Source organism: Arsenicicoccus sp. UBA6765 (genome assembly GCF_002453335.1).
GTDB lineage: Bacteria > Actinomycetota > Actinomycetes > Actinomycetales > Dermatophilaceae > Arsenicicoccus > Arsenicicoccus bolidensis.
This window is the reverse complement of the sequence record NZ_DKGR01000017.1, coordinates 68,155-94,429: the sequence shown is the minus strand read 5'-3', so window position 1 is coordinate 94,429 and position 26,275 is coordinate 68,155. Positions and strand designations below refer to the sequence as shown.

Genomic DNA, 26,275 nt, shown 5'->3' with positions numbered 1-26,275 from the left:
GGTGCCGGGCGGCCCTGACGCCGTCTCCGGGGGCCTGCGACGCCGCTCGCCGGCGTCACGCAGGCGGCGAGGTTAGGGTGCCCTTATGAGCGACCAGCGACCCCAGCGCCGCCCCCGGGTGATGCGCACGGCCACCGTCACCCGCACCGAGCGCCTCACCCGCGACCTGGTGCGCGTGCACCTCGAGGGGTCCGACCTCACGACGATCGAGCCGTCGGAGCAGACGGATCGCTACGTCAAGCTGCTGTTCGCGCCCGCCGGGGCCGACTACGCGTGGCCGTTCGACCCCGACACGCTCCGCGAGGAGCGGCCGCGCGAGCAGTGGCCGGTGACGCGGACCTACACGATCCGCAGCCTGGACCCCGTGGCCGGGCAGATGGCGCTGGACTTGGTGGTCCACGGCGACGAGGGGCTGGCGGGCCCGTGGGCCGCTGCGGCGCGACCGGGGGACGGCATCGGGTTCTACGGCCCCGGCGGTGGCTGGGGTCCCGACCCGACCGCCGACCACCACCTGCTCGTGGGCGATGAGTCGGCGGCCCCCGCGATCGCGGCCGCCCTGGACGCGCTGCCCCACGACGCGCGCGCCAGCGTGTTCGTCGAGGTCGCGGACGCCACCACGCACGTGCCGCTGCGCACGACGCCGGGGATCCAGATCACCTGGGTGCACCGGGACGAGACCGGCGGCCGGTATGGCGTTGCCCTGGCCCAGGCCGTGCGGGCGGCCGGGCTGCCGGGCGGGGACGTCCGGGCGTTCGTGCACGGCAACGCCGACATGATCAAGGACCTGCGCCGCTACCTCTTCGTCGAGCAGGGGGTGCCTAGAGATCGCGTGTCGATCTCGGGATACTGGCGAACGGGTCAGGACGAGGATGCCTGGCAGGCCGGCAAGCGCGAGTTCGTGGCCGCGATGGAGCAGGAGCAGGACGGCTCGACCGCGGCGGCGCCGACCGGCTGACCACCGCACGATCACAGGGGGAAGCACCGATGGACCGCAACCACAAGGCCCTGGCCGCCCTCGCGACCGGAGCGATCACGCTCGTGCCCGTTCGGCGCTGGCCCGCACCCGTGCGGGCGGCGTACGTCCTCGCGCCCGCCGCCCTGCTGGGCTTCGGCGCGGCGGCGATGCTGGCGTCACGCGAGGAGCAGGGCGGGCGGGGCGGGACGCCCGACGTCGACGCCCCACCGGCGGTGACCCCGCTCGCCCTGGCCGGCGGCATCGGGGCGGCCGGGGCGGCATACGGCCTCGGTCGGCTGAGCGTCTCGGCCGACGGCTGGATCGAGGACCGGCTGCGGGACTGGGGCGTGCTGCAGCCGCGGCTGGTGATGGCGGTGCTCGCCGCCGCGATCATGGCGCTGCCGGACCCGAGCGACGAGCCCGTCGTCAGCGCAACCGGGGGCTGACCAGCCTGATCGACGACGGTCGGCGACAGGTCTGTCGATAGGTCTGTCGGTAGGCTGCGGCCGTGGTGGACGACTTCCTGATCGCTCGCAACCCGGAGCCCGGCTCCAGCCTGCCGTACCTCCTGCGCATCCCCCTCGGCCCTGACGGGGTGGTGCTCAAGGCCAAGGAGATGTGGCCGCGGACGGCCAAGGTCTACTGCCACCGCGCCGAGTGGCCGGATGACGCGGAGATCGTCGAGCGCACGCCCACCCGCACCTGCGTGCGGCGCGGCGCGGCCATCGACCTCGTCCTGGACCGGGGTCGGGAGAACCGCTCCCAGCTCGTGCTCACGCAGGTGCGGGGCAGGGAGGCGATCTTCTGGCAGACCGCGCGGACGGCCAAGCAGGCCCGCCCGTCGGTGCGCTCGCCGCGGGCCAGGGCGGCCGGGATCGCCGAGATGCAGGTCGTGGTCGACAGCCACGAGCGGTACGCCTGGAAGTTCTCGGACGAGCAGGTCACGACGGTGCGCCGGGGGCTGCCGGTCGGTGACTACGCCGTGGAGGTGGAGGGTCGGCCCGTCGCGGTGGTCGAGCGCAAGTCCTTGCCGGACCTGGTGTCGACCCTGACCTCGGGGCGGCTGCGCTATGCCCTGGCCGAGCTGGCGACCGTCCCCCGGGCCGCCGTCGTCGTGGAGGCGAGGTACTCCGACGTGTTCAAGCTCGACCCGTCGATCCCGGTGCGTCCCTCCGTGGTCGCCGAGGGGCTCGCGGAGTGCCAGGCACGGGTGCCGAGCGTGCCCGTCATCTTCGCCGAGACCCGCGCGCTCGCGCAGCAGTGGACCTACCGGTTCTTCGGGGCCTGCCTGGTCGAGCTCGCCCAGGAGGACGGCGCCTCGGCGCGCGTGGCGGACCTGTCTCCCGGCCCCGGGATGCCTCCGCGTGAGCCGACCCCCGCCGAGATCCGCGCCTGGGCGGTGGCCGAGGGCCTGCCGGTCTCGGCGCGCGGTGGCCGTCTCGCGGCGAGCGTGGTGGCGGCATACCGGGCCGCCCACGGTGATACCTTCCCGAACGGCTGACGACCCCCTGAGCGCACCCGTCGGCCACGATCCGCGACCGAGCTCCCCTGACCTGCACGGAGTGAGCATGAGCGACCTAGTCGGACAGAGCGACCTGCACCGCGGGCTCAAGGCCCGCCACCTCAACATGATCGCGATCGGCGGGGCCATCGGCACCGGCCTGTTCGTGGCGTCGGGGCAGTCCATCTCCAAGGCCGGGCCGGGAGGCGCGCTCCTGGCGTATGCCGCCATCGGCTTCATGGTCTACCTGCTCATGCAGAGCCTCGGCGAGATGTCGACCTATCTGCCGGTGGCCGGCTCCTTCGAGACCTACGGCACCCGCTTCGTCAGCCCGAGCTTCGGGTTCGCCACGGGCTGGAACTACTGGTTCAACTGGGCGATCACGGTCGCGGCCGAGCTCGTGGCCGCCGCCATCGTCATGAAGTACTGGCTCCCCGACGTCCCGTCGTGGTTGTGGTCGGCGGTCTTCCTCAGCCTCCTGTTCGCGCTGAACTGCGCGTCGGTCAAGGCGTTCGGCGAGAGCGAGTTCTGGTTCGCCTCGATCAAGGTCCTGACGGTGATCGTGTTCCTCGTGGTCGGCGTCGCCATGATCGTCGGCATCCTGTCCGGCCCCTCCCCGGGCTTCAGCAACTGGACGACGCGGGAGGCGCCCTTCGTCGGCGGCTTCACGGGCATGCTCGCGATCTTCATGGTCGCGGGTTTCTCCTTCCAGGGCACCGAGCTCATCGCGGTGGCCTCCGGGGAGGCCGAGGAGCCGGAGCGGACCATCCCCAAGGCCATCCGCGCCGTGTTCTACCGCATCGTCCTGTTCTACGTCGGGGCCATCGCCGTCATCGGCTTCCTGCTGCCCCACACGGATCCGCGCCTGCTCGGCAGCGACATCGACAAGGTCGCCGTCTCGCCGTTCACCCTGGTGTTCGAGCGCGCGGGGGTGCTCGGTGCCGCCACCCTGATCAACGCCGTGATCCTGACGTCGATCCTGTCTGCGGGCAACAGCGGCATGTTCGCCTCGACCCGCATGCTCTACGGCCTGGCCCGCGGCGGCAAGGCGCCGGCGATCTTCGGCCGCACCACGCGTCGCGGCGTCCCGATGAACGCCCTGCTCGCCACCACCGCCATCGGTGCGCTCTGCTTCCTCACCAGCCTCATCGGCGACGGCAGCGCCTACATCTGGCTCGTCAGCGCCTCCGGCCTGGCCGGCTTCATCACCTGGATGGGCATCGCCTGGTCGCACTACCGCTTCCGCAAGGCGTACGTCCTGCAGGGACGCCGCCTCGAGGACCTGCCGTTCCGGGCCCGGTGGTTCCCCCTGGGGCCGATCGTGGCGCTGCTGATGTGCGCGATCGTCATCGTCGGGCAGAACTACGAGGCGCTGGTCGGCAACACGGACGTCAAGACCCTGCTCTCGTCATACCTCGGTCTCCCGTTGTTCCTGGCCCTGTGGGCCGGGCACAAGCTGGTGACCCGGTCACCCTCCGTCGACCTGGCGACCGCCGACCTGAGTCGGCGCTGACCGGGACGGGCGCTCGGTGTGTTGGTCATGCGGGGGTACGCGTGACCAGTCGGGATCATTCACTCATTTGGTCCTGTCGGGGCGAATAGGACGAGCATAAGGTTCCAGCACCCCCAAACGAACGACGTCGTAGTCGTTCGTGCTCATCATGAGGAGCACCATGAAGCGCACCATCGCGGGCGCCACGGGAGCGATGCTCATCGCCCTGTCGCTGGCCCCCACCACCGCCCACGCCGCCCCCACCCAGGGCGACCCGCAGCTCGGCACGTCGAAGAAGAACGACGACCGCTCCCACCCGCTGGGTGACAAGCAGCGCGCGCTGCGCGAGAAGGGTGTCGAGAAGGTCGTCAAGGGCACGGCCAAGGTCGAGACCAACAAGAAGGGCAAGAAGGTCATCAAGGTGGCCAAGGGCCAGTACGTCAACTACGACGTCAACCGTGAGGAGGACATCTTCACGATCCTGGCCGAGTTCGGCACCCAGACCTACCCGACCACCGGTGGGGGCGCCGGCCCGCTGCACAACCAGATCCCGCAGCCCGACCGCTCGCAGGACAACTCCACCATCTGGCGCGCCAACTTCGACCGCGCGCACTACCAGAACCTCATGTTCGGCGACGGCGAGTCCTTCAAGGACTTCTACCTCAAGCAGTCCAACGGCCGCTTCCTCGCCAAGGGTGACGTCTCCGACTGGGTCAAGGTGCCCTACAACGAGGCTCGTTACGGCAGCAACAAGATCTCCGACGCAGCCGGCGCCTGGCCGTTCGTCCAGGACTCCGCCAACGCCTGGTATGCCGCGCAGAAGGCTGCTGGCAAGACCGACGCGGAGATCGCCGCCTACCTCAAGGGCTTCGACAAGGTCGACCGCTACGACTTCGACCAGGACGGCGACTTCAACGAGCCGGACGGCTACATCGACCACTTCCAGGCCATCCACGCCGGTGAGGGCGAGGAGGCCGGCGGCGGCGCCCAGGGCGAGGACGCCATCTGGTCCCACCGGTGGTACGCCTACTCCAACAACGCCGGCAAGTCCGGCCCCGCCACCAACAAGGCCGGCGGTGTGCGCATCGGCAGCTCGGACATCTGGATCGGTGACTACACCACCGAGCCCGAGAACGGCGGCCTCGGCGTCTTCACCCACGAGTTCGGTCACGACCTCGGCCTGCCGGACCTCTACGACACCCAGGGCGGCGACAACGGCACCGGCTTCTGGACCCTCATGAGCGCCGGCTCCTGGCTCAACGACGGCACCGTCGACATCGGCTCCAAGCCCGGCTACATGGGCCCGTGGGAGAAGCTCCAGCTCGGCTGGCTCGACTACCAGACCGTGAGCTATGGCAAGGACGGCAACGTCAAGCTCGGCCCCGCCTCGCTCGCGGGCAAGATGCCGCAGGCCGCGCTCGTGTCGCTGCCCGACAAGACCCGCACCACCCAGCTCGTCGCCCCGCACTCGGGCAGCAAGCAGTGGTGGTCCGGCGCGGCCGACGACCTCAACGTCACGCTGACCCGCCCGATCGACCTGACCACCGCCAAGACGGCGTCGCTGTCCGCGTGGGTCAACTACCAGACCGAGGCGGAGTACGACTACTTCTACGCCGAGGTCACCGACGACGGCGGCGCCACCTGGAAGCAGCTGGCCACCTACGACGGCAGCTCCGGCGGCTACGTCCAGAAGACGTACGACCTGTCCGCCTACGCCGGCAAGCAGATCAGCTTCCGGTTCCGCTACGCCTCCGACGGCGGCGTCCACGAGCTCGGCGCGTTCGTCGACGACATCATGGTGACTGCGGACGGTCAGAGCGTCTTCAACGACGACGTCGAGGGTGACGCCAAGGGCTGGACGGCCAAGGGCTTCACCCAGGTCGGGGCGAGCTCCTCCGAGGCCGTCACGCACTACTACCTGGCGGAGAACCGCACCTACACCGGCTACGACCGCTACCTCAAGACCGGGCCGTACAACTTCGGCTGGGCGAACACGCGGCCCGACTGGGTGGAGCGCTTCCCCTACCAGGACGGCATGCTCGTCTGGTACATCAACAACGAGTACACCGACAACAACACGTCGGTCCACCCCGGCGGCGGCCAGGTCCTCCCGGTCGACGCGCGTCCCACGCCGATCCGCTTCCCCGACGGGGCGCTGCTCGGCAACCGTCGTCAGCCCTTCGACGCGACCTTCGGCCTGCAGGCGACCGACCCGGTGACCTTCCACCGCAACGGCGTCCCGGTCACGGTCCCGTCGCAGCCGGCGATCCGGACCTTCGACGACAGTGACCCCAACCGCTACTGGTCGGCCGCCAACCCGTGGTCCTCCACCAAGGTGGCCGGCGCGGGCGTCAAGATCACGGTCAACAACATGGCCAAGCAGGGCGACCAGATGAACATCAAGGTCGACTACACCAAGTAGTTCAGAGGTCCGGGACGTGAGTCCCGCACCACGACGGAGCGGCCCTGGCAGGTCAGACCTGCCGGGGCCGCTCCGTGCGTGCTGCCGGTGCGTGCTGCCGATGTGCGCGGACCGGGGTGCGTCAGTCGTCAGTCGACCACGAGATGTCGAGGTGGACCGCGTCCGGCGTGCGGCGGCCGGTGCCGACGAGGATGCGTCCCGCCAACCAGGCCCACCGGGGTCCGCTCGACTGCATGCGGGGGGTGCAGCGGAAGTAGATGCGGTCGTGCGGCACCGACTCACCGCGCACCAGGGCGGCGATGTCCTGCGCCTCTCCCGTGCGGATGCCGAGGTTGGTCACCCAGATGCGCTCGCCGTCCTCCGTCTCGACGGCGTAGCGGGCCTCCAGCTCGGTGAGGGTGTCGCTGCGCAGCACCTGGAAGTCGGCGCCGCCGGGCAGGACGACACCGCTGAGGGTGCCCTCGGCCCGCTCGACCCCGGTGACGGTGCCGCCGGTGATGGGGATGATCCGGCGCACGCCGTCGGCCACGCGCCCCAGCTCGACGGGTGGTCCGACGGTGACCTCGAGCCGGCACAAGGGACTGAGGGAGGGGGGCGCGAGGGCATCCATGGGCGGCACGCTACCCGGCGCGAACAACGGTGAGGATGCCGGTCTTTCCGGCCTTCCATGTCGGTTCTTCGGCGTTGACCGGTCGTCGGGTGGTCGCCACGCTGATTCGGGCATCCCCTCGGCTCACACCGAGTAGCGGTGGAGCTGCCGCCCCGCCAGGCGGCGCACGACGACGGTCCCGGCCGTGAGGTCGTAGGCCGCTGACCACTGCGTGTCGGCCTGGCGCACGTCGTCCAGCAGCCGGAGCGCGCCGTCGGCGTCGATGCGGCCCTGCGAGGCGGTCAGCTGCTCGCGGCAGCGGGTGTAGCGGGGGTGCTCGTCGCGCGCGGCCGGTGGCGTCGTGGCCAGCTGGAAGTTCTCGAGGCACTGCCACGGGGTGGCCGCGGCGCGCTCGCGCACCGACAGCCGCCCGTCGACCAGCTCGATCGTCGCGGAGGCCCCGGAGCGGTCGGCCACCAGGTAGTGCAGCCCCGGCCCGCCGGCGAACTCCAGCGACTGGCGCTCGAACATGGCGAGGGCGCCGCGCACGTCCTTGGCGTGGTCGAGCACGAGTCGGACGATGCCGACCCCGCCGACCACGATCGTCCCGGGCCGCGCGACGGACCGCGCCTCCAGGTCGGCTGCCAGGCCGATGAACAGCCCGTGCTGGTTCATGCCGTCCACGACCCGCCCGTGCGCCCGCAGCAGCCGACGCCGCACGGCCACCTCTCCGATCCGGGGGAGCTCGGCGGTCGGCAGCTCGACGAAGGACAGGTCGCACATCCCGATCGTCCGCGGCCCTCGGTCGGTGCGCGACCGCACGACGGCCGCGGGATTCGGGTCCCAGTCGAAGTTGCGGCCCACCATCACGCGCCCCGGGTCGCCAGCGGCGACGAACAGCGTGCAGCCGTATGGCGTTCGCGTGCTCGCGCGAGATGCGGCGGCCGGCGCGTCCACCTCCGCCACGGCGCCGGACCACCGCAGCTCGTGCAGGACCGGGTCGCCGGTGGACCGCCACGAGGCGAGGGTGGCTCGCTCCTGGGCCGGCGTCTGCACGAGACGCAGCGGTCGGGCGGCGGACGGGCCCGCGGTGGTCGGAGGGGCTCCTGCCGTCGCGGCCGACGTGGAGCCGGTCGGCGTGGGGGAGGTCGGCGGGTGCTCGGGGTGGATCACCGTGCCGGAGGCGGACGAGGCTGCGCAGCCGGCCACTCCCGCGGCCACCGCGGCGAGGCCGGCGCCGAGCACCGTCCGGCGCGTGACGTCCACGCCCCCAGGCTAGACCCGACGTGAGACGGGAGCCCGTCATACGGACTGGCTGTCTAGTCTGGAGACATGCCTGCACTGCGCTCACGCACCACCACCCACGGACGCAACATGGCCGGGGCGCGCGCCCTGTGGCGCGCGACGGGCATGACCGAGGGCGACTTCGGCAAGCCGATCGTGGCGATCGCCAACTCGTTCACGCAGTTCGTCCCGGGCCACGTCCACCTCAAGGACATGGGCCAGCTCGTGGCGGGCGCCGTCGCCGAGGCCGGGGGAGTGGGCCGCGAGTTCGACACCATCGCCGTCGACGACGGCATCGCGATGGGGCACTCGGGGATGCTCTATTCCCTGCCGAGCCGTGAGGTCATCGCCGACTCGGTGGAGTTCATGGTCAACGCGCACCAGGCCGACGCGCTCGTGTGCATCTCCAACTGCGACAAGATCACGCCCGGCATGCTGCTCGCGGCGCTGCGGCTCAACATCCCCACGGTCTTCGTCAGCGGTGGGCCGATGGAGGCCGGCAAGGCCGTCATCGGGCCCGACGGGACCGCCCAGACCCGCCTCGACCTCATCGACGCGATGATCAAGTCGGTCGACGACTCGGTCAGCGACGAGGACATCACCACCATCGAGCAGAACGCCTGCCCCACGTGCGGCTCCTGCTCGGGCATGTTCACCGCCAACTCGATGAACTGCCTCACCGAGGCGCTCGGCCTGTCCCTGCCCGGCAACGGCTCGACGCTCGCCACGGCGAGCGCGCGCCGCTCGCTCTTCGAGCGGGCCGGTCACCTCGTCGTCGAGCTGTGCCGGCGGTGGTATGGCGAGGACGACGACTCGGTCCTGCCACTGTCGATCGCCACCAAACCCGCCTTCGCCAACGCCATGCGCCTCGACATCGCCATGGGTGGCTCGACCAACACGATCCTGCACCTGCTCGCGGCGGCGCAGGAGGCCGGTGTCGACTTCGACCAGGACGACATCGACGCCCTGTCCCGCGTGACGCCCTGCCTGGTCAAGGTCGCTCCCAACTCGAACCAGTTCTACATGGAGGACGTGCACCGCGCCGGCGGCATCGCCGCGATCCTCGGCGAGCTGCACCGCGGCGGCATGCTCGACGACGACGTCCGGTGCGTCCACTCGCCCTCGATGCACCAGTGGCTGCAGGACTGGGACATCCGCAGCGGCGCCGCCAAGCCCGAGGCGATCGAGCTCTTCCACGCCGCCCCGGGCGGGGTGCGCACCACCGAGGCGTTCTCGTCCTCCAACCGGTGGGCCACGCTGGACACCGACCCCGAGAACGGCTGCATCCGCTCGGTCGAGCACGCCTACACCACCGAGGGCGGCCTCGCGGTGCTGCGCGGCAACCTCGCCCCCGACGGCTGCATCGTCAAGACGGCGGGCGTGCCCGAGCACCAGTGGTCCTTCTCCGGCCCGGCGCGGGTCGCCGAGTCCCAGGAGGAGGCCGTCTCCAAGATCCTCAACGGCGAGATCCAGGGCGGCGACGTCGTGGTCGTGCGCTACGAGGGGCCCAAGGGCGGGCCGGGCATGCAGGAGATGCTCTATCCCACGAGCTATCTCAAGGGCGTCGGCCTCGGGCCCAAGTGCGCCCTGATCACCGACGGCCGGTTCAGCGGCGGCTCGTCCGGCCTCTCGGTCGGCCACGTGTCGCCGGAGGCCGCGTCCGGCGGCCCGATCGGGCTGGTGCGCGACGGTGACGTGATCGAGTTCGACATCCCGCAGCGCCGCGTCAACCTTCTCGTCCCCGACGAGGAGCTCGAGCGCCGCCGGGCCGAGCAGGACGACCTCGGCTGGGAGCCCCGCGACCGGGACCGCCAGGTCTCGACGGCGCTCAAGATCTTTGCGCGGTTCGCACAGAGCGCCGACAAGGGCGCCGCCCGCAAGTTCGACTGACCGCTGCACCGAAGACCCTAGCGAGGGACGATCGGGCCCGGAGGCGGGCGAGCGGTCAGCTCGAGACGGTGGGGGCCTGGCCCCCACCCGCCGACCGGAAGTGACCCGTCGGGTCAGGCTGAACGATCAAAGCGGCGGTTACGCGGCGTCTCTCGCCCCGTCAGGTCACTTCCTGTCGCTTGCCGGGGAGCAGGCGCGAGGTGGAGGGTGCGCGGGTCGCGAGGTGCGGGTGCTGGTGGCGGCGACTGGGCGACTAGGCTCGGCGTCCGTGATCGTGCGCCGTGCCACCCCAGCTGACATCCCCGAGATCGTGCGCCTCAAGGCGCTCCTGATGGAGACGGGCTGGCCCTGGCCGGTCGCGGTCTCCGAGGACGAGGACTGGCGCCGGCGATGCGCCGAGGCGGCGGCTGTGCTGCTCGCGCGCGACACCTACGCCTGCTTCGTCGTGGACGTGGATCCCCTTGCGGGAGAGGGTGGCTCACTCGCCGGGTGCGTCAGCGTCGCGGTGGAGCAGCACCTGCCCGGTCCCCGCGGGCGGGGCTTGTCGGCATACCTCTCGGACATGAGCACCGACGTCCCCCACCGCGGCCGGGGCATCGGCACCGCGCTGCTCGACCACGCGATGGCGTGGGCCCGGGAGCAGGGCGCGGGTCGGATCGAGCTGCACTCGACGGAGTCGGGGCGTCGGGTCTACGAGCGGGCGGGGTTCGAGGCGGACGGGCCGTTCCGGCACCTGGGCCGTCAGCTCGTCTGACCGCAAGGCGCCCCCATCCGCCGAGTGGCCAGGCACCCTCGGATGCCTGGCCACTCGGGTGGAGCAAGACCTCAGAAGGTCTTGGCGTCGATCACGAAGCGGTAGCGCACGTCGCTGGCGACGACACGGTCGTAGGCCTCGTTGATCCGGTCGGCGTCGATCAGCTCGATCTCGGCGGTGATGTCGTGCTCCGCGCAGAAGTCGAGCATCTCCTGGGTCTCGGCGATGCCACCGATGCAGGACCCGGCCAGCGACTTGCGGGCGGGGATCAGCGCGAACGCCGGCACCTCGAGCGGCTTGGACGGGGCGCCGAGCTCGACGAGGGTGCCGTCGTAGCGCAGCAGCGCGAGGTAGTCCGCCATGGGCAGGTTGACCGACACGGTGTTGATGATGAGGTCGAACGTGCCCGCGAGGGCCTTCATCTCGTCCTCGTCGGTGGTGTTGACGTAGTGCTGGGCGCCGAACGTCGCGGCGTCCTCGCGCTTCTTGTCCGAGTGGGACAGGACGGTGACCTCGGCGCCCATCGCGCTCGCGATCTTGACGCCGACGTGCCCGAGGCCGCCCATGCCGATGATGGCGACCTTGGTCCCCTCGGTGACGCCCCAGTGGCGCAGGGGGGAGTAGAGCGTGATGCCCGCGCACAGCAGCGGCGTGACGGCGGCCTCGTCGAGGGACTCCGGGACGCGGACGACGAACTTCTCGTCGACGACCACGTGGGTGGAGTAGCCGCCCTGGGTGATCGTGCCGTCCTTGTCGACGGCGCCGTAGGTGCCGATGTTGCCCTGCAGGCAGTACTGCTCGAGGCCCTCCTCGCACGCCGCGCACTCCTGGCAGGCGTTGACCATGCAGCCGACGCCGACCAGGTCGCCGACCTGGTGGCGGCTGACGTCCGAGCCGACCTCGGTGACGCGGCCGACGATCTCGTGGCCGGGGGCGAGGGGGTACTGCTGGGCACCCCACTCGTCGCGGACGGTGTGGATGTCGGAGTGGCAGATGCCGGCGAACTCGATGTCGATGAGCACGTCGTGCTCTCCGACGTCGCGGCGGGTGATCGTGGACTTCTCGAGGGGGGCTCCCGCAGAGGGGGCCGCGTAGGCAGCAACGTCCATCATGCGCTCCACGACAATCCGCGTGGTTGAGCCGATCTCGTCCAGTCTGCTGAGCGAGACCTGCGCGTCCCACGCAGTGTTCACGTCGTCGTGCCCGCCCCGTCACCCCGGTGTGAGACACCAGTCGTATGACGACCACCCCCGTCGCGACGTCCGCCTCCCGGAGCTCCGGCGTCACCGCGCCGTCCGCCAGGCGGGACCTCCGAGCTCGGCGCCAGGTCCTGACGAGGTCGGTGATGGGGCTGGCCCTCCTGGTGGTGGTGCTCCACGCGGTGGTCGGCATCCTGCCCGACGCGCCGGTGGTCTGGGTCCTCACCCCCGACCGGCTGGTCCTCCTGGTGGGGCTCGCCGCGGGCCTCGTCGCAGCCCCGTCGCCGCGGGAGTGGGCGACCTGGCTCGACCTGCCGATCGTGCTCCTGGTCGCGGCGTCGGCCGCGTCCGTGGTCGCCAGCGGTCAGGGATGGCCGGTATGGCGGGCGCTGCTCACCGGCGTCATGACCTGCTACCTCGCGGTGGGCCTGATGCGGCGGCACCCGTCGTCGTGGACCCTCGTCACCGGATCGGCCCTCGTGGCGTGCGCGGTCACCGGGCTCGCGGCGCTGCACCAGTGGGCGGACGACGTGCCCACCGGCTTCTGCCGCGCAGGCCTGGCCGCCGGGCGCGAGCTGTGCAGCGACCCGGACGCGATGGTCCGCGTGACCGGGACCTTCGGCAACCCGAACGTGCTCGCCGCAGCCCTCGTCCTGCTCCTGCCCGTCGCCTGGGCCGGGGCGACGAGCCTCCCGACGTCGTCGGCCCGTCTCGTGGGGCACGCGGTCGTGGTACTCGGCTACGTCGCCGTGCTGCTGACGTGGTCCCGGGCGGGCGTGGCTGCGGCCGTGGTCGGAGCGACCGTCCTGGTGGTGCTGCGGCCCGGCTGGTCGCGCCGGGTCTCCACCGCCGTCGCTGCCGCGGTCGTGATCGGCGGGGTGCTGGTGGTCGGCGGCAGCCTGGGGGTGCGGCGGGACGTGTGGGGCGCGGCGCTGCGCGTCGTGGCCGGACACCCCCTGGCGTCGGGCCCGGCCGGTCGGGCGCGGTCATCGACCAGCAGGTGCCGGGTCCGGAGAGGTTCCGGCACGCCCACGACCTGTGGCTGAGCTGGACGCTCGAGGGTGGCTGGCTGGCGGGGGCCGCGGTGGTCGCGCTCACGCTCGGAGCGGTGTGGTTGGTCCGGCGCGGCGTGCGCTCCGGCTCGACGGTGGCGCGGGTGGCCGGTGCCGGTCTCGCGGGGTTCGCGGTGATGTCGTTGGTCGACCACCCGGCGAACACGACCGGGATCGCCACGCTGCTGTGGCTGCTGCTGGGCCTGGTCGCCGGAGTCGGGAAGGCCGGAGTCGGAAAGGCCGGGGCCAGGGAGAGCAGGCCAGTCGCACCGCCACGGCCCTAGCGGGTGGAGATGGCCACCGTCATCGGTGGTGGACTCCACCCGTTGCGTGCGGCGTTGCGCGCGGCGGCGGGGTGAACCGACCGATCTGAGGCGCCGGCGGGTCAGGCGTGCTGGTGGCGGGGCCGCTCGAAGGCCATGACGACGACGGCACCGACGAGGATCACGGCGGCGGGGACCAGCAGGGCGTCACCCATCGCGGCGCTGAACGCCTCGGCCACCTGCGGCGGCATGGTGCCGCCCGTGCCGCCCATGGTGGGGGCGGCGCCCGAGGATCCGGGGAGGTGCGCGGCCAGCCGGTCCTCCATGGCCAGCGCGATGGCCGCCGACCCGAGCACCGAGCCGATCTGCCGGGTGGTGTTGTAGACGCCGGACCCGGCGCCCGCCTCGCGACGGTCGAGGTTGGCGGTCGCCGAGGTGGACAGGGGAGCCCACATGAAGCCGTTGGCGACGCCGAGCAGGGCGACGGGCAGGAGCAGCTCCCACAGGGGCATGTCGGCGCGCAGCACGGCCCGCATCCACACGAGCGACACGGCGTAGGACAGCAGCCCGATCCCCGCCAGGACTCGGGGGTGCGTACGGGCCACGAGCCGGCCCACCACCGGGGCCAGACCACCGGAGATGACCGCCATCGGCGCCATGAGCAGGGCGGCGTAGGTCGGCGAGAGGCCCCGCACGCTCTGCGCCCAGATCATGATGGGGAACATCGTCGAGGTGACGGCGAAGCCCACGGTGGTGATGGCGACGTTGGCCACCGAGAAGTTGCGGTCGCGGAAGAGGCGCAGCGGCACGAGCGGCTCGCTGCGCTGACGCGCCTGCCAGACGACGAACGCGAGCATCACGAGCACGCCGAGCCCGATGAGACGCCACACCGTGATCGGCCCGGTGATCGTGGACCAGTCGTAGCTGCGCCCCTCCTCGATGCCGAAGACGATGCAGAAGAGACCCACCGCGGACAGCACGACCCCGATCCAGTCGAACCGGTGCGCGTGGGTGTCGAGGGTGGGGACGAGCCGCCAGGCGAGCACCATCGCGAGCAGGCCCACCGGGACGTTGATGAAGAAGATCCACTCCCACCCGAGGGTGTCGACGAGCACGCCACCGAGGACCGGGCCGACGAGCGTCGCCACCCCGGCGACGGCGCCCCACAGGCCCATGGCCTGCCCGCGCGACTGCGGCGGGAAGAGGCGCGTGATCACCGACATCGTCTGCGGGCTCATGAGCGCGGCCCCGAGGCCCTGGACCACGCGGGCGACGATGAGTCCGGTGATGGTGCCGGTCAGCCCGCACCACAGGGACGCGAGGGTGAAGATCGTGAGCCCGACGAGGTAGACGCGCTTGGGTCCGTAGCGGTCGCCGAGACGCCCGGTGATGAGCAGGGGGACGGCGTAGGCGAGCAGGTAGGCGCTGGTCACCCACACCGCCGCGCCGATGTCGGCGTGCAGCCCGGTCATGAGCGCGGGCATCGCGACGGTCACGATCGTGGAGTCGACCAGGATCATGAAGAACCCCAGGCACAGGGCCCACAGCGCCGGCCACGGGCTCGCGGTGCGCGAGTCGTCGGTGGGGGCGCCGCCGGCGGGGCGCGCGGTGGGTGGAGCCTGCTCGGGTGACGTCACGCGCGCAGCGTCTCACGAGCCACTGACACACCCCGCCCCTGCGCGAGGCACCGAGACGGTCCGCGCCCGCCGCCTCGCGGATCACCGGAGGCGGCAGGCGCACGGCATACGGCTCAGACCGCGGCGGGCCGGGCACCCTCGCGGGCAGGTGGCTCCGCCCGCTCGTCCTCCGTCCCCGTCCCATCCGAGATGCGCATGCCGTAGAAGGAGCGGTAGACGAAGTAGGCCGAGATCACGAAGAACACCGCGGCCAGCGAGTGGGTCAGCCCGGTCCCCGACGACGCGGCGAGCTGCACGGCCAGCTCGACGGCCAGCAGGCCGAACAGGGTCGTGAACTTGATGACCGGGTTGAGCGCGACCGAGGAGGTGTCCTTGTAGGGGTCGCCGACCGTGTCGCCCACGATCGTCGCGTCGTGCAGGGCCGTGCCCTTGGCGTGCAGGTCGACCTCGACGACCTTCTTGGCGTTGTCCCACGCGCCGCCGGCGTCGGCCATGAAGATCGCCTGGTAGAGCCCGAACAACGCGATCGAGATCAGGTAGCCGATGAAGAAGAACGGCTCGACGAACGCGAACGCCAGGGTGGAGAAGAACACGCCGAGGAACATGTTGAGCATGCCCTTCTGGGCGTACTGCGTGCAGATCTCGACGACGCGGGTGGAGTCCTCGTCGCTGGCCTTGGTCGCCCCGTCGAGGTGGATGTTGTCCTTGATGAACTCCACCGCGCGGTAGGCCCCGGTGGTGACGGCCTGGATGGACGCCCCGGTGAACCAGTAGATCGTCGCGCCGCCGGTGATGAGGCCGAGCAGGAACGGCGGGTGCATCAGCGAGAGGTTGACCATCTCCTCGGTGCGACCACCGGTGAGCGCCATGATGATCGAGAAGATCATGGTCGTGGATCCGACGACGGCGGTGCCGATCAGCACGGGCTTGGCGGTGGCCTTGAATGTGTTGCCCGCGCCGTCGTTCTCCTCGAGGAGGTACTTGGCGCGCTCCCACTCCACGTCGAAGCCGTGCTCGGCCCGGATCTGCTCGGCGACGCCGGGGATGTCCTCGATGACGGACAGCTCGTAGACGCTCTGGGCGTTGTCGGTGACCGGCCCGTACGAGTCGACCGCGATGGTCACCGGCCCCATCCCGAGGAAGCCGAACGCGACCAGCCCGAACGCGAACACCGCGGGAGCGATCATCAGCGCACCGAGGGCGATCGTCGAGATCAGATAGGCGCCACCCATGAGCCCGACGATGGCGATGCCCAGCCAGTATGCCGAGAAGTTGCCCGCCACGAGCCCGGAGAGGATGTCGAGGGAGGCACCGCCCTGGCGCGAGCTCGTCACGACCTCCCGCACGTGCCGGCTGTGGGTGGAGGTGAAGACCTTGACCAGCTCGGGGATGAGGGCACCGGCCAGGGTGCCGCAGGACACGATCGTCGCCAGCTGCCACCACAGGCCGGTGCCCAGGTCGGCGATCAGCGCCCAGGAGGTCAGGTAGGTCAGGGCGATGCACACGGCCGACGTGAGCCACACGAGCGCGGACAGCGGCGTCTCGAAGTTCATCCGGTCGCGGTGCGCGTAGCGGCGACCCGCCATGACCTGGTTGCCGGCGTAGGACAGGCCGGACGCGATGACCATCACGGCGCGGATGACGAAGATCCACACGAGCAGCTTGACCTGCGTGGCGGGGTCGGGGACCGCCAGGAGGATGAAGGTGATGAGGGCGACCCCGGTGACGCCATACGTCTCGAAACCGTCGGCCGACGGGCCGACCGAGTCGCCGGCGTTGTCCCCGGTGCAGTCGGCGATGACGCCGGGGTTGCGGGCGTCGTCCTCCTTGATCTTGAACGCGATCTTCATCAGGTCCGAGCCGATGTCGGCGATCTTGGTGAAGATGCCGCCCGCGATGCGCAGCGCGCTCGCGCCGAGGGACTCGCCGATCGCGAAGCCGATGAAGCACGCCCCCGCGAGCGATCCCGGCACGAAGAGCATGATCACGAGCATCATCAGCAGCTCGACGCTGATCAGCGCCATGCCGATGGACATGCCGGACTTCATGGGGATCTCGTAGACGGGATAGGGCTTGCCCCGCAGGGCCGCGAACGCCGTGCGGCTGTTGGCGAAGGTGTTGACGCGGATGCCGAACCACGCCACGGCATACGACCCGCCCATCCCGACCAGGCTGAAGGCGAGGACGACGAGCACCCGGCCCACCGAGTAGTGCATGAGGAAGGCGAAGTAGGCCACGATCACCGCGGCGATGAAGACCCACAGCATCAGCAGGAAGCGACCCTGCTGGACGAGATAGGCCTTGCACGTCCGGTAGATGAGCTCGGAGACCTGGTGCATCGATTCGTGCACCGGGAGCCTCCGAAGCTGGCCGTAGGTCACGAAGCCGAACACCAGGCCGAGCAGGCACACCACGATGCCGCCCATGAGCAGCGAGTGGCCGCTGATGCCACCCAGGAAGTCGACCGACCCGAGGTCGGGGAGGTGGAGGTCGGCCTCGCCGGCGGCCGGGACGCGGAGTGGGGGCGCAAGGACTGTGTCTACCTGCATGATCGGCTCGATCCGAGAACGTCGTCGTTCAGCTGTCGCTGGTCACCGAATCCGTCTAGTGGCACCTACGACACTACGAGGGCGCGTTCGGGGGCCGAGCACGGGGGTCGGGGTTACCGAGACCCCGCTGCGAATCCCCTGACGGCGCAAGGGAAGGCCCGGCTGGGCACGACGGGCGGGACGGGCGCGGGGTGGCTACTCTCCTCGCTAGGTCGCTCGACCACGACGCGATCGCTCACCGAGGAGTCGCCATGCTGACTATCTGGGGTCTGCTGATCGTCACCATCTTCATGGTGCTGATCATGACCAAGCGCACCACCCCGTTCACCGCCCTGGTGCTGAGCCCGGTGCTGATCGCCCTGATCGCGGGGTTCGGCGACAAGATCGGCGACCACAGCCTCGCCGGCGTCAAGGGCGTGGCGCCCACGGTGTTCCTGCTGCTGTTCGCCATCCTCTACTTCGGGCTGATGCTGACCGCGGGGCTGTTCGACCCGCTCGTGCGACTGATCCTGCGGATCGTCAAGGGTGACCCCCTCCGGGTGCTGGTGGGCACGGCGCTCCTCGCAGCCGTGGTCTCGGTCGACGGCGACGGGTCGACCACGACGATGATCGTGTGCTCGGCGATGATCCCCGTCTATCGCCGGCTGGGCATGAAGATGATGGACCTCGCCGTCCTGGTGATCATGGCCAACTCGATCATGAACCTCCTGCCCTGGGGCGGTCCGACGGCCCGCATCATCGCCGCGCTCAAGGTCGACGAGGGCGAGCTGCTGCGCAAGCTCCTGCCGGGCATGCTCATCGCCACGGTCTGGGTCGTGATCGTCGCCGTGATCCGCGGTCGTGCGGAGCGCAAGCGCCTCGGCATCGTGGACCTGTCGGCCGAGGAGGTCATGGCGCTGTCGCCGGCGAACTCCCTCATCGAGGCGTCCAACGACAGCGAGGAGACCGCGCACGCGCTCGAGCACGAGGGCGAGAAGCTCAAGCGGCCCCACATGATCTGGCCGAACTTCATCCTCACGATGGTCATGATGGTGACCCTGGTCTTCGGTGGGATGTGGATCATCCCCGACATCCCCTCGGCGATCATCTTCGAGGTGGGCTTCGCGATCGCGCTGCTGCTGAACTACCGCAAGCTGAACGAGTCTCGCGACATCATCGAGATCCACGGCGCCAACGCGATGCACGTCATCGTGATGGTGCTGGCCGCCGGCGTCTTCATGGGCATCCTCAACGGGACCGGCATGTCCGAGGCGATGGGCCAGTCCATCGGCGACGTCGTCCCGCCCTCGCTCGGCGACCGCTGGGGCATGGTCACGGCGTTCGCGTCGATCCCCGGCACGTTCCTGCTGTCCAACGACGCGTTCTACCTCGGCGTCCTGCCGATCCTCGCCGAGACCGGCGCGGGCTACGGCTTCACCCCGATGCAGATCGCCGTGGCCTCGACGACCGGCCAGGCCTTCCACCTGCTGTCCCCGCTGGTCGGCTTCATCTACCTCCTGCTCCACCTGACCGGCGTCGACATGGGCACCTGGCAGCGCACGGCCGCCAAGTGGAGCATCGGGACGTTCGTGGTGTTCCTGCTGTGCGCCGTGACCATCGGCGGCGTGCCGATCTGACCCCCGCCGCCCCGCCCCCGAGATCGTGAGTGTTTCGTCCAAGAAGGTTGGACCAAACACTCACGATGTTGGTGGAGCGGGAGCGGGGGCTGGGGCTGGGGCTGTCGTGACGGTCGTGGCCCGGGTGGCCTCGGCGCGCTGGCGGATGCGGTGCGCCAGCTCGACGTCCAGCTGCGTGATGCCGTCCCGCCAGTGCGTCCACAGCTCCCAGCGCGTGCGCGCCCTGCGGATGTCGATGAACGGGTGGTGGTCCATCTGCTCGGCCTCGTCGGCGACCCACTCGACCAGCCGCACGGCCTCGAGGAAGGACCCGGACTCGTAGGTCGCGACCAGGTGCCCGTCCACGCGCTCCCACCCCGGCAGGTCGCGCAGCTGGCGGGTGATCTCCTCGTCGTCCAGCAGTCGGCTCATGCCGACATCATCGCCCCTGGGAGAGGATGGGCCGTATGCCGGAACCCATCGCCGTCGTCGGGGCCGCGCTCCTCGACGACCTGTCACGACCGAGGCTGCTGCTGGGCGCCCGCCGCACCGAGCCCTCCCACCTGGCGGGCGGGTGGGAGCTGCCCGGCGGCAAGGTCGACCCCGGCGAGACCGAGCTGGAGGCGCTGCACCGCGAGCTGCGCGAGGAGCTCGGCGTCGACCTGGTCGTGGGGGAGGAGGTCACCGGTCCCCTCCCGGACGGGCGGTGGGTGCTGAGCGAGCGGTACGCCATACGCGTCTGGACCGCGCAGGTGAGCGGGGTCGAGCCGAGGGCGCTGGAGGACCACGACGAGCTGCGCTGGCTCGGGCGGGACGACCTCGGCGAGGTGCCGTGGCTGCCCGCTGACCTGCCGATCGTCGAAGCGGTGGCTCGCCTCCTGACGTCCTGACGACCCGCCCGGGATCCGCGTGGACAGACCTGGACGGGGGTTCGTCACGCATGGTCACGGCAGGTCCCGCGGGCTGAGACAATGGAGGCATGGCTCAGAAGACCCGCGGCGACATCCGAAACGTCGCCATCGTTGCTCACGTCGACCACGGCAAGACGACTCTTGTCGACAAGATGCTCTGGCAGGGGGGTGCCTTCGGCGAGCACGACCACGTCGACGAGCGGGCCATGGACAGCGGCGACCTGGAGCGCGAGAAGGGCATCACGATCCTCGCCAAGAACACCGCGATCCACTACAACGGCCCCTCCGCCTCGGAGTTCCCCGAGGGCGTCACCATCAACATCATCGACACCCCGGGGCACGCCGACTTCGGCGGCGAGGTCGAGCGCGGCCTGTCCATGGTCGACGGCGTCGTCCTGCTCGTCGACGCGTCCGAGGGCCCGCTGCCCCAGACCCGCTTCGTGCTCCGCAAGGCGCTGCAGGCCAAGCTGCCGGTCGTCCTGTGCATCAACAAGGTCGACCGCCCCGACTCCCGCATCGCGGAGGTGGTGGACGAGGTCTACGAGCTGTTCATGGACCTGGACGCCGACGAGCACCAGATCGAGTTCCCGATCGTCTACGCGTCGGCCAAGTCCGGCCTCGCCTCGACCGAGCGCCCTGCGGACGGCGGCCTGCCCGACAGCCCCGACCTGGAGCCGCTGTTCCGCACGATCATGGAGACCGTCCCCGCGCCCGTCTACGACGACGAGGCCCCGCTGCAGGCGCACGTCACCAACCTCGACTCGTCCAACTTCCTCGGCCGCCTCGCGCTGCTGCGCGTCTTCAACGGCGAGATCCGCAAGGGCCAGCAGGCCATGTGGTTCCAGCACGACGGCTCGTCCAAGCAGGTCAAGATCACCGAGCTGCTGGTCACCGAGGGCCTGGAGCGCAAGCCCGCCGACAAGGCCGGCCCCGGCGACATCATCGCCATCGCGGGCATCGCGGACATCATGATCGGTGACACCATCGCCGACCCCGAGGACCCCCGCCCGCTGCCGATCATCACGGTCGACGAGCCCGCGATCTCCATGACCATCGGCACCAACACCTCGCCGCTCGTAGGCAAGGAGCGCGGCACCAAGGTCACGGCCCGCCTGGTCAAGGACCGCCTCGACCGCGAGCTCATCGGCAACGTGTCGCTGCGCGTCCTGCCGACCGAGCGTCCTGACGCCTGGGAGGTCCAGGGCCGTGGCGAGCTCGCGCTGGCGATCCTCGTCGAGCAGATGCGCCGCGAGGGCTTCGAGCTGACCGTCGGCAAGCCGCAGGTGGTCACCCGCGAGGTCGACGGCAAGCTGCATGAGCCGACCGAGCGCCTCACCATCGACACCCCCGACGAGTTCCTCGGCGCGGTCACCCAGATCATGGCCGCCCGCAAGGGCCGCATGGAGCAGATGACCAACCACGGCACCGGCTGGGTCCGCATGGAGTTCCTGGTGCCCTCGCGCGGCCTGATCGGCTTCCGCACCGAGTTCCTCACCGAGACGCGCGGCGCCGGCATCGCGCACCACGTGTTCGAGGACTACGAGCCGTGGTTCGGCACCATCTCGACCCGTCAGTCCGGCTCGCTCGTGTCCGACCGCGCGGGGGCCGTCACGTCCTACGCCATGGTCAACCTGCAGGAGCGCGGCACCCTGTTCGTCGAGCCGACCACCGAGGTCTACGAGGGCATGATCGTCGGCGAGAACTCCCGCGCCGACGACATGGACGTCAACATCACCAAGGAGAAGAAGCTCACCAACGTGCGCGCCTCCTCCGCCGACAACTTCGAGAAGGTCGTGCCCCCGCGCCGGCTCTCCCTGGAGCAGTCGCTGGAGTTCTGCCGCGAGGACGAGTGCGTCGAGGTGACCCCGCAGCACGTGCGCATCCGCAAGGTCGTGCTCCCCGCGAACGAGCGCGCCCGCACCGCCTCCCGCGCCCGCTCCGAGGCCAAGCGCGAGCAGGGTCAGTGATCCACCGCCCCTGATCCTCGGGGGCAGCGCGTATGCCGACAGCCGGTCACCGTCCCGCGACGCGGGGGTGACCGGCTGTCCGGCATACCGGAGGACAGGGCACTGAGACCCAGGTCACGATCGGGACACGGTGGGCGTCGGGGACTGTCCAGGGCCCGGTGCTGTCCCTAGTGTCACGAGCACCTGCGCGCCCCGGTCGCTCACCCGGGGGAGCGCAGGCCCGCTCCCGAAAGGCACGCCGTCGATGTCGACCTCTCCCACCCATGCCGATCAGGCGGAGATCGCCGTCGACGTCGCGCCCGTGGAGGGCGACGACATCAAGGGTCGCTCTCCGTGGCAGCTCGTGCTCGCCCGGCTGCGGCGCGACCGCGTCACGATGGCCGCGCTCGTCGGCTCGATCGTGGTCATCCTGCTCGGCATCCTGGCCCCCATCCTGACCTCCCTCGGCGTGCTGGACCTGAGCAACCACGAGGAGCTCGTGCAGGAGCTCGGCTCGATGCCGTCCGGGTCGATGGGCGGCGTCACCGGTGACCACTGGCTGGGCGTCCAGCCGGGCACCGGCCGCGACCTCCTGGCACTGATCCTGTCCGGGATGACCACCTCGCTGCTCGTGGCTGTCTCGGCCACCGCCATGGCCATCGTGCTCGGCACGATCATGGGCCTGGTATCCGGCTTCGCGGGCGGGCGCACCGACTGGCTCATCAGCCGGGTCATCGACCTCGTGCTGTCCTTCCCGCAGACCCTGATGCTGCTCTCGCTGCAGACGGTCATGGTCACCTGGATCGCCGACCTGATCGGCCTGGCCGACACGGCCTCCACGCCCAAGCTGCTCTTCATCATCACGGTGCTCGGGTTCTTCGGCTGGCCCTACTTCGCCCGCATCGTCCGCGGTCAGGTGATGTCGCTGCGCGAGCGGGAGTTCGTGGAGGCCGCACGCTCCCTGGGGGCCCGACCCTGGCGGCTCTACACCAAGGAGCTGCTCCCGCACCTGTGGGCGCCCATCCTCGTCTACACCACCATGATCCTGCCGCAGAACATCGCGCAGGAGGCCGCCCTCGGCTTCCTCGGCGTCGGTGTCCCGCCGCCCACCATCTCGCTCGGCACGCTGCTCAACGACTCCATCAACTACGCGCTGCCGGACCCCGCCTACTTCCTGTTCCCCGGACTCGCCGTGTTCCTCATGGTCTTCGCCTTCAACATCCTCGGCGACGGCCTGCGGGACGCCCTCGACCCCAAGGCCGACCGGCAGTGACCGATCCGCTGCCGGCGGGCCGTTCCTCATCGCACCAACCCATCACCGCCCACCCGCGGTGGGCACCTTCAAAGGAGAAGTCATGAAGCGCACGACGAAGGGCTCGCTCGCCGTCGCCCTCGGCACCGCGGCGACCCTGGGCCTCGCGGCCTGCGGTGGCGGAGCCAGCACGACGACGTCGACCAGCCAGGCCCCGGCCGCCAAGGGCGGGACCCTGACGGTCCTCAACCTCGGTCCCAAGGAGCACCTCGACCCGCAGCGCATGTACGTCGGCGCCGACATCCTGTTCGGCTCGCGCACCTACGCCCGCACCCTGACGACCTACACCCCCGGCAACGACGCCAAGATGGTGCCGGACCTCGCGACGGACACCGGCCAGATGTCCGACGCCGGCAAGACCTGGAAGTTCACCCTCATCGACAACGCCAAGTGGCAGGACGGCAAGCCCGTGACCTGCGACGACGTCAAGTACGGCGTGTCGCGCACGTTCGCCCAGGATGTCATCACGGGTGGCCCCAACTACGCGCTGACCTTCCTGGACATCCCGACCAAGAAGACCCCGGACGGCGACGTCCCGGCCTACACCGGCCCCTACAAGTCGGACGCCGCGGGACAGGCCGCCTTCGACAAGGCCGTGACCTGCGACGGCCAGACCATCACTTTCAAGTTCAAGAAGCCGTGGACCGACTTCAACATGAACAACGCCGCGCTGGCGGCCTTCGCGCCGTTCCGCAAGGACAAGGACCAGGGCGCCAAGTCCGACTACCAGGCCTTCTCCAACGGCCCCTACATGCTCGAGGGGACCTACGACCCCAACAAGGGTGGCACCTGGGTCCGCAACCCCAACTGGTCCGCGGACTCGGACAAGGTCCGCATGGCCTACCCGGACAAGATCGTTGACATCCAGGGCATCCCGGTCGACACGACCTACCAGCGCCTGATCGCCGACGCCGGCGAGGACAAGACCGCCATCTCGGCACTGCAGGCCCAGGCCGCGTCGCTGCCGCAGATCGCCGGCAACCCCTCCGCCAAGTCCCGCTCGGTCAACGGCCCGGCGCCCTACGTCGACTACCTCGCCCCGAACTTCAAGTCCAAGACGATGTCCAACCCCAAGGTGCGCCAGGCCTTCGCCATGGCCACCAACCGCAGCGCCTACATCACGGCCTACGGCGGTCCGACGGTCATGACGCCCGCCTTCGCCATGTGCAACAAGGAGCTGAAGTGCTTCAAGGACTTCAACCCCTTCGGCAACCAGCCCAACGGTGACGTCGAGGGCGCCAAGAAGCTCCTGGCGGAGGCGGGCCAGCCGTCGCCGCTGCCGATCACCGTCGTCTACCGCAAGCGCGGCAACGCCGACAAGGCGCTGACCGCGCTGAAGGAGACGTGGGACAAGGCCGGCTTCAACGTGACGCTGCAGCCCATCGCGGAGAAGTACTACGCGACGATCCAGGCGCCCGGCGCGGCTGACAAGGATGTCTTCTGGGCGGGCTGGGGCGCCGACTGGCCGTCCGGCTCGACGGTGCTGCCGGCGCTCTTCGACGGCCGCGTCAACATCTCGGCCGGCGGCTCGGGCCAGGACTACGGCTACTTCAACGACCCGGAGGTCAACGCCAAGATCGACGCGGCCTACGGCATCCAGGACGAGGCCGCCCGCGAGAAGGCATGGGGCGAGATCGACGAGATGATCGGCAAGAAGGGCGGCTACGTGGCCCTGGTCAACCAGAAGTTCACGTTCATGCGTGGCTCGGGCGTCAAGGGCTTCGAGACCAACTCCCAGATGGGCGGCTACCCCGACCTGGCGCGCATCGCCGTCAAGTGACCGACCCCGCCTGAGAGTCGGGGGCGGCCGGCCCACCCGGACCGGCCGCCCCCGGCCCAGCACGACCACACCCTTCAGCTGCTCCCGAGAGGCGGTGAGGGCGCCACGACCTGGCGCTGACGCCCGATGATCTTCTACATCCTGCGACGACTGGCCACAGCCGTCGTCATGCTCCTGATCGTCACCCTGGCGACCTTCCTGGTGTTCTACGCCGCCCCGGAGGACCCGGCCCGGCTCACGTGCGCCAAGAACTGCACGCCCGCCGTCATCGAGGGCAACCGCAAGTTCATGGGCTTCGACAAGCCGGTCATGGCGCAGTACGGCGACTTCCTCAAGGGGATCGCCGTCGGCCGCGACTACCCCGCCGACGAGGAGCTCCGCAAGGCCGCCCCGCAGCTGGCCAGCCACTGCGAGGCCCCCTGCCTCGGCTTCTCGGTGCTCAAGAGCAAGTCGGTCACCGACATCCTCAAGGAGACGATGCCCATCACCGTCTCCATCGCCCTCCTCGCGTTCGTGCTGTGGATGGTGGTCGGGATCGTCGGCGGCATCGTGGCCGCGCTCAACAAGGGCAAGCTGCTCGACCGGGCGGTCGTGGGCCTGGCGCTCCTCGGCTACTCGCTGCCCACCTTCTTCATCGGACTGCTGCTGCTGACCTTCGTCGCCATCAAGTGGCAGGTCGTGCCGCCACCGGTCTACGTGCCGTTCACGCAGAACCCCGCGGCCTGGCTGCAGGGCCTGCTCCTGCCGGCCATCACCCTCGCCAGCATCTTCGCGGCGCAGTACGTCCGCCTCACCCGGGCCTACATGATCGAGACGATGTCCGAGGACTACATCCGCACCGCGCGCGCCAAGGGCGTCAAGCGGCTGCCGATCATCCGCCGGCACGGCCTGCGCGCCGCCCTCACCCCGATCGTGACGGCCGCCGGCCTCGACCTCGGCGGCCTTCTCGGCGGTGCCGTCATCACCGAGACCGTCTTCAACTTCCAGGGCATGGGGTGGACCGCCGTCCGCGCCATCACCGAGACCGACCTGCCCGTCGTCGTCGGGATCGTCCTGGTCGCCGCGTTCTTCATCGTCCTGTCCAACCTCGTCGTCGACGTCCTCTACGGCGTCATCGACCCGCGCGTGCGGCTGACCTGAGGCG

General features: G+C 70.3%; 21 protein-coding genes. 15 read left to right on the top strand and 6 right to left on the bottom strand.

The window, feature by feature from the left end; translation table 11 throughout:
• Positions 1-85: 85 nt before the first annotated feature.
• The 5 genes from B4K29_RS03325 to B4K29_RS03305 all read left to right on the top strand — a co-directional run bounded on the left by B4K29_RS03325 (position 86) and on the right by B4K29_RS03305 (position 6,370).
• Positions 86-955, top strand: coding sequence for a siderophore-interacting protein (locus B4K29_RS03325; protein ID WP_286966374.1), 870 nt, complete (start codon positions 86-88; stop codon positions 953-955).
• Positions 956-984: 29 nt separating this feature from the next.
• Entirely contained in the window at positions 985-1,401 is a 417-nt protein-coding gene (locus B4K29_RS03320; protein WP_286966373.1) for a hypothetical protein, read from the top strand.
• Between the two features lie 62 nt (positions 1,402-1,463).
• On the top strand, positions 1,464-2,456 hold the full coding sequence (locus B4K29_RS03315) for an ERCC4 domain-containing protein (protein ID WP_029210320.1): 993 nt from the start codon (positions 1,464-1,466) through the stop codon (positions 2,454-2,456).
• 67 nt (positions 2,457-2,523) lie between these two features.
• Positions 2,524-3,969: an amino acid permease gene (locus B4K29_RS03310; protein WP_286957631.1), complete on the top strand. Its 1,446-nt coding sequence runs from the start codon at positions 2,524-2,526 to the stop codon at positions 3,967-3,969.
• A 160-nt stretch (positions 3,970-4,129) separates the two neighbouring features.
• Positions 4,130-6,370 (top strand): immune inhibitor A domain-containing protein, encoded by a 2,241-nt coding sequence (locus tag B4K29_RS03305; RefSeq protein ID WP_286957625.1) that lies wholly within the window; start codon positions 4,130-4,132, stop codon positions 6,368-6,370.
• Between the two features lie 121 nt (positions 6,371-6,491).
• Here B4K29_RS03305 and B4K29_RS03300 read toward each other — a convergent pair whose 3' ends face one another.
• Positions 6,492-6,980 (bottom strand): DUF3237 domain-containing protein, encoded by a 489-nt coding sequence (locus tag B4K29_RS03300; protein ID WP_037214563.1) that lies wholly within the window; start codon positions 6,978-6,980, stop codon positions 6,492-6,494.
• A gap of 123 nt (positions 6,981-7,103) precedes the next feature.
• Complete coding sequence (locus B4K29_RS03295) at positions 7,104-8,225, bottom strand: carcinine hydrolase/isopenicillin-N N-acyltransferase family protein (protein ID WP_286957613.1); 1,122 nt, start codon at positions 8,223-8,225, stop codon at positions 7,104-7,106.
• 66 nt (positions 8,226-8,291) lie between these two features.
• On the opposite strand from B4K29_RS03295, the gene ilvD reads away from it, so the two are divergent.
• The gene (gene ilvD / locus B4K29_RS03290; RefSeq protein WP_019286209.1) at positions 8,292-10,133 is read left to right on the top strand and encodes a dihydroxy-acid dehydratase; all 1,842 of its coding nucleotides are present in this window, start codon (positions 8,292-8,294) and stop codon (positions 10,131-10,133) included.
• A 268-nt stretch (positions 10,134-10,401) separates the two neighbouring features.
• Entirely contained in the window at positions 10,402-10,887 is a 486-nt protein-coding gene (locus tag B4K29_RS03285; RefSeq protein WP_239265113.1) for a GNAT family N-acetyltransferase, read from the top strand.
• A 71-nt stretch (positions 10,888-10,958) separates the two neighbouring features.
• Here B4K29_RS03285 and B4K29_RS03280 read toward each other — a convergent pair whose 3' ends face one another.
• On the bottom strand, positions 10,959-11,999 hold the full coding sequence (locus B4K29_RS03280; RefSeq protein WP_286966372.1) for an NAD(P)-dependent alcohol dehydrogenase: 1,041 nt from the start codon (positions 11,997-11,999) through the stop codon (positions 10,959-10,961).
• A gap of 125 nt (positions 12,000-12,124) precedes the next feature.
• Between B4K29_RS03280 and B4K29_RS03275 the strand changes: the two genes are divergently transcribed.
• Both B4K29_RS03275 and B4K29_RS03270 read left to right on the top strand, forming a co-directional pair.
• Complete coding sequence (locus B4K29_RS03275) at positions 12,125-13,132, top strand: hypothetical protein (protein WP_286966371.1); 1,008 nt, start codon at positions 12,125-12,127, stop codon at positions 13,130-13,132.
• On the top strand, positions 13,087-13,422 hold the full coding sequence (locus B4K29_RS03270) for a hypothetical protein (RefSeq protein WP_239265121.1): 336 nt from the start codon (positions 13,087-13,089) through the stop codon (positions 13,420-13,422). Before B4K29_RS03275 ends, B4K29_RS03270 begins: the two co-directional genes overlap by 46 nt.
• A 101-nt stretch (positions 13,423-13,523) precedes the next feature.
• On the opposite strand, the gene B4K29_RS03265 is transcribed toward B4K29_RS03270, so the two are convergent.
• Together B4K29_RS03265 and B4K29_RS03260 are read right to left on the bottom strand one after the other, a co-directional pair.
• A complete protein-coding gene (locus B4K29_RS03265) occupies positions 13,524-15,038 on the bottom strand; it encodes a DHA2 family efflux MFS transporter permease subunit (RefSeq protein ID WP_376786255.1) in 1,515 nt (504 codons plus the stop codon).
• Positions 15,039-15,151: 113 nt separating this feature from the next.
• The gene (locus B4K29_RS03260; RefSeq protein ID WP_286966370.1) at positions 15,152-17,587 is read right to left on the bottom strand and encodes a sodium-translocating pyrophosphatase; all 2,436 of its coding nucleotides are present in this window, start codon (positions 17,585-17,587) and stop codon (positions 15,152-15,154) included.
• A 251-nt stretch (positions 17,588-17,838) separates the two neighbouring features.
• On the opposite strand from B4K29_RS03260, the gene B4K29_RS03255 reads away from it, so the two are divergent.
• A complete protein-coding gene (locus tag B4K29_RS03255) occupies positions 17,839-19,203 on the top strand; it encodes a CitMHS family transporter (RefSeq protein WP_286966368.1) in 1,365 nt (454 codons plus the stop codon).
• Positions 19,204-19,263: 60 nt separating this feature from the next.
• Here the strand turns inward: B4K29_RS03255 and B4K29_RS03250 are convergent, their stop codons facing one another.
• Positions 19,264-19,614 carry a 4a-hydroxytetrahydrobiopterin dehydratase gene (locus tag B4K29_RS03250; RefSeq protein WP_286966366.1) on the bottom strand — a complete coding sequence of 117 codons (351 nt, stop codon included), beginning with the start codon at positions 19,612-19,614 and terminating at the stop codon, positions 19,264-19,266.
• 35 nt (positions 19,615-19,649) lie between these two features.
• On the opposite strand from B4K29_RS03250, the gene B4K29_RS03245 reads away from it, so the two are divergent.
• From B4K29_RS03245 to B4K29_RS03225, 5 genes are all read left to right on the top strand, one after another.
• On the top strand, positions 19,650-20,072 hold the full coding sequence (locus B4K29_RS03245) for a (deoxy)nucleoside triphosphate pyrophosphohydrolase (RefSeq protein WP_286957583.1): 423 nt from the start codon (positions 19,650-19,652) through the stop codon (positions 20,070-20,072).
• Between the two features lie 89 nt (positions 20,073-20,161).
• On the top strand, positions 20,162-22,060 hold the full coding sequence (gene typA, locus B4K29_RS03240) for a translational GTPase TypA (protein WP_286957582.1): 1,899 nt from the start codon (positions 20,162-20,164) through the stop codon (positions 22,058-22,060).
• A gap of 244 nt (positions 22,061-22,304) precedes the next feature.
• Complete coding sequence (locus B4K29_RS03235; protein WP_286966365.1) at positions 22,305-23,312, top strand: ABC transporter permease; 1,008 nt, start codon at positions 22,305-22,307, stop codon at positions 23,310-23,312.
• Between the two features lie 82 nt (positions 23,313-23,394).
• A complete protein-coding gene (locus B4K29_RS03230) occupies positions 23,395-25,131 on the top strand; it encodes an ABC transporter substrate-binding protein (RefSeq protein ID WP_286966364.1) in 1,737 nt (578 codons plus the stop codon).
• Between the two features lie 126 nt (positions 25,132-25,257).
• Positions 25,258-26,271, top strand: coding sequence for an ABC transporter permease (locus tag B4K29_RS03225; RefSeq protein WP_029210346.1), 1,014 nt, complete (start codon positions 25,258-25,260; stop codon positions 26,269-26,271).
• Positions 26,272-26,275 lie beyond the last annotated feature (4 nt).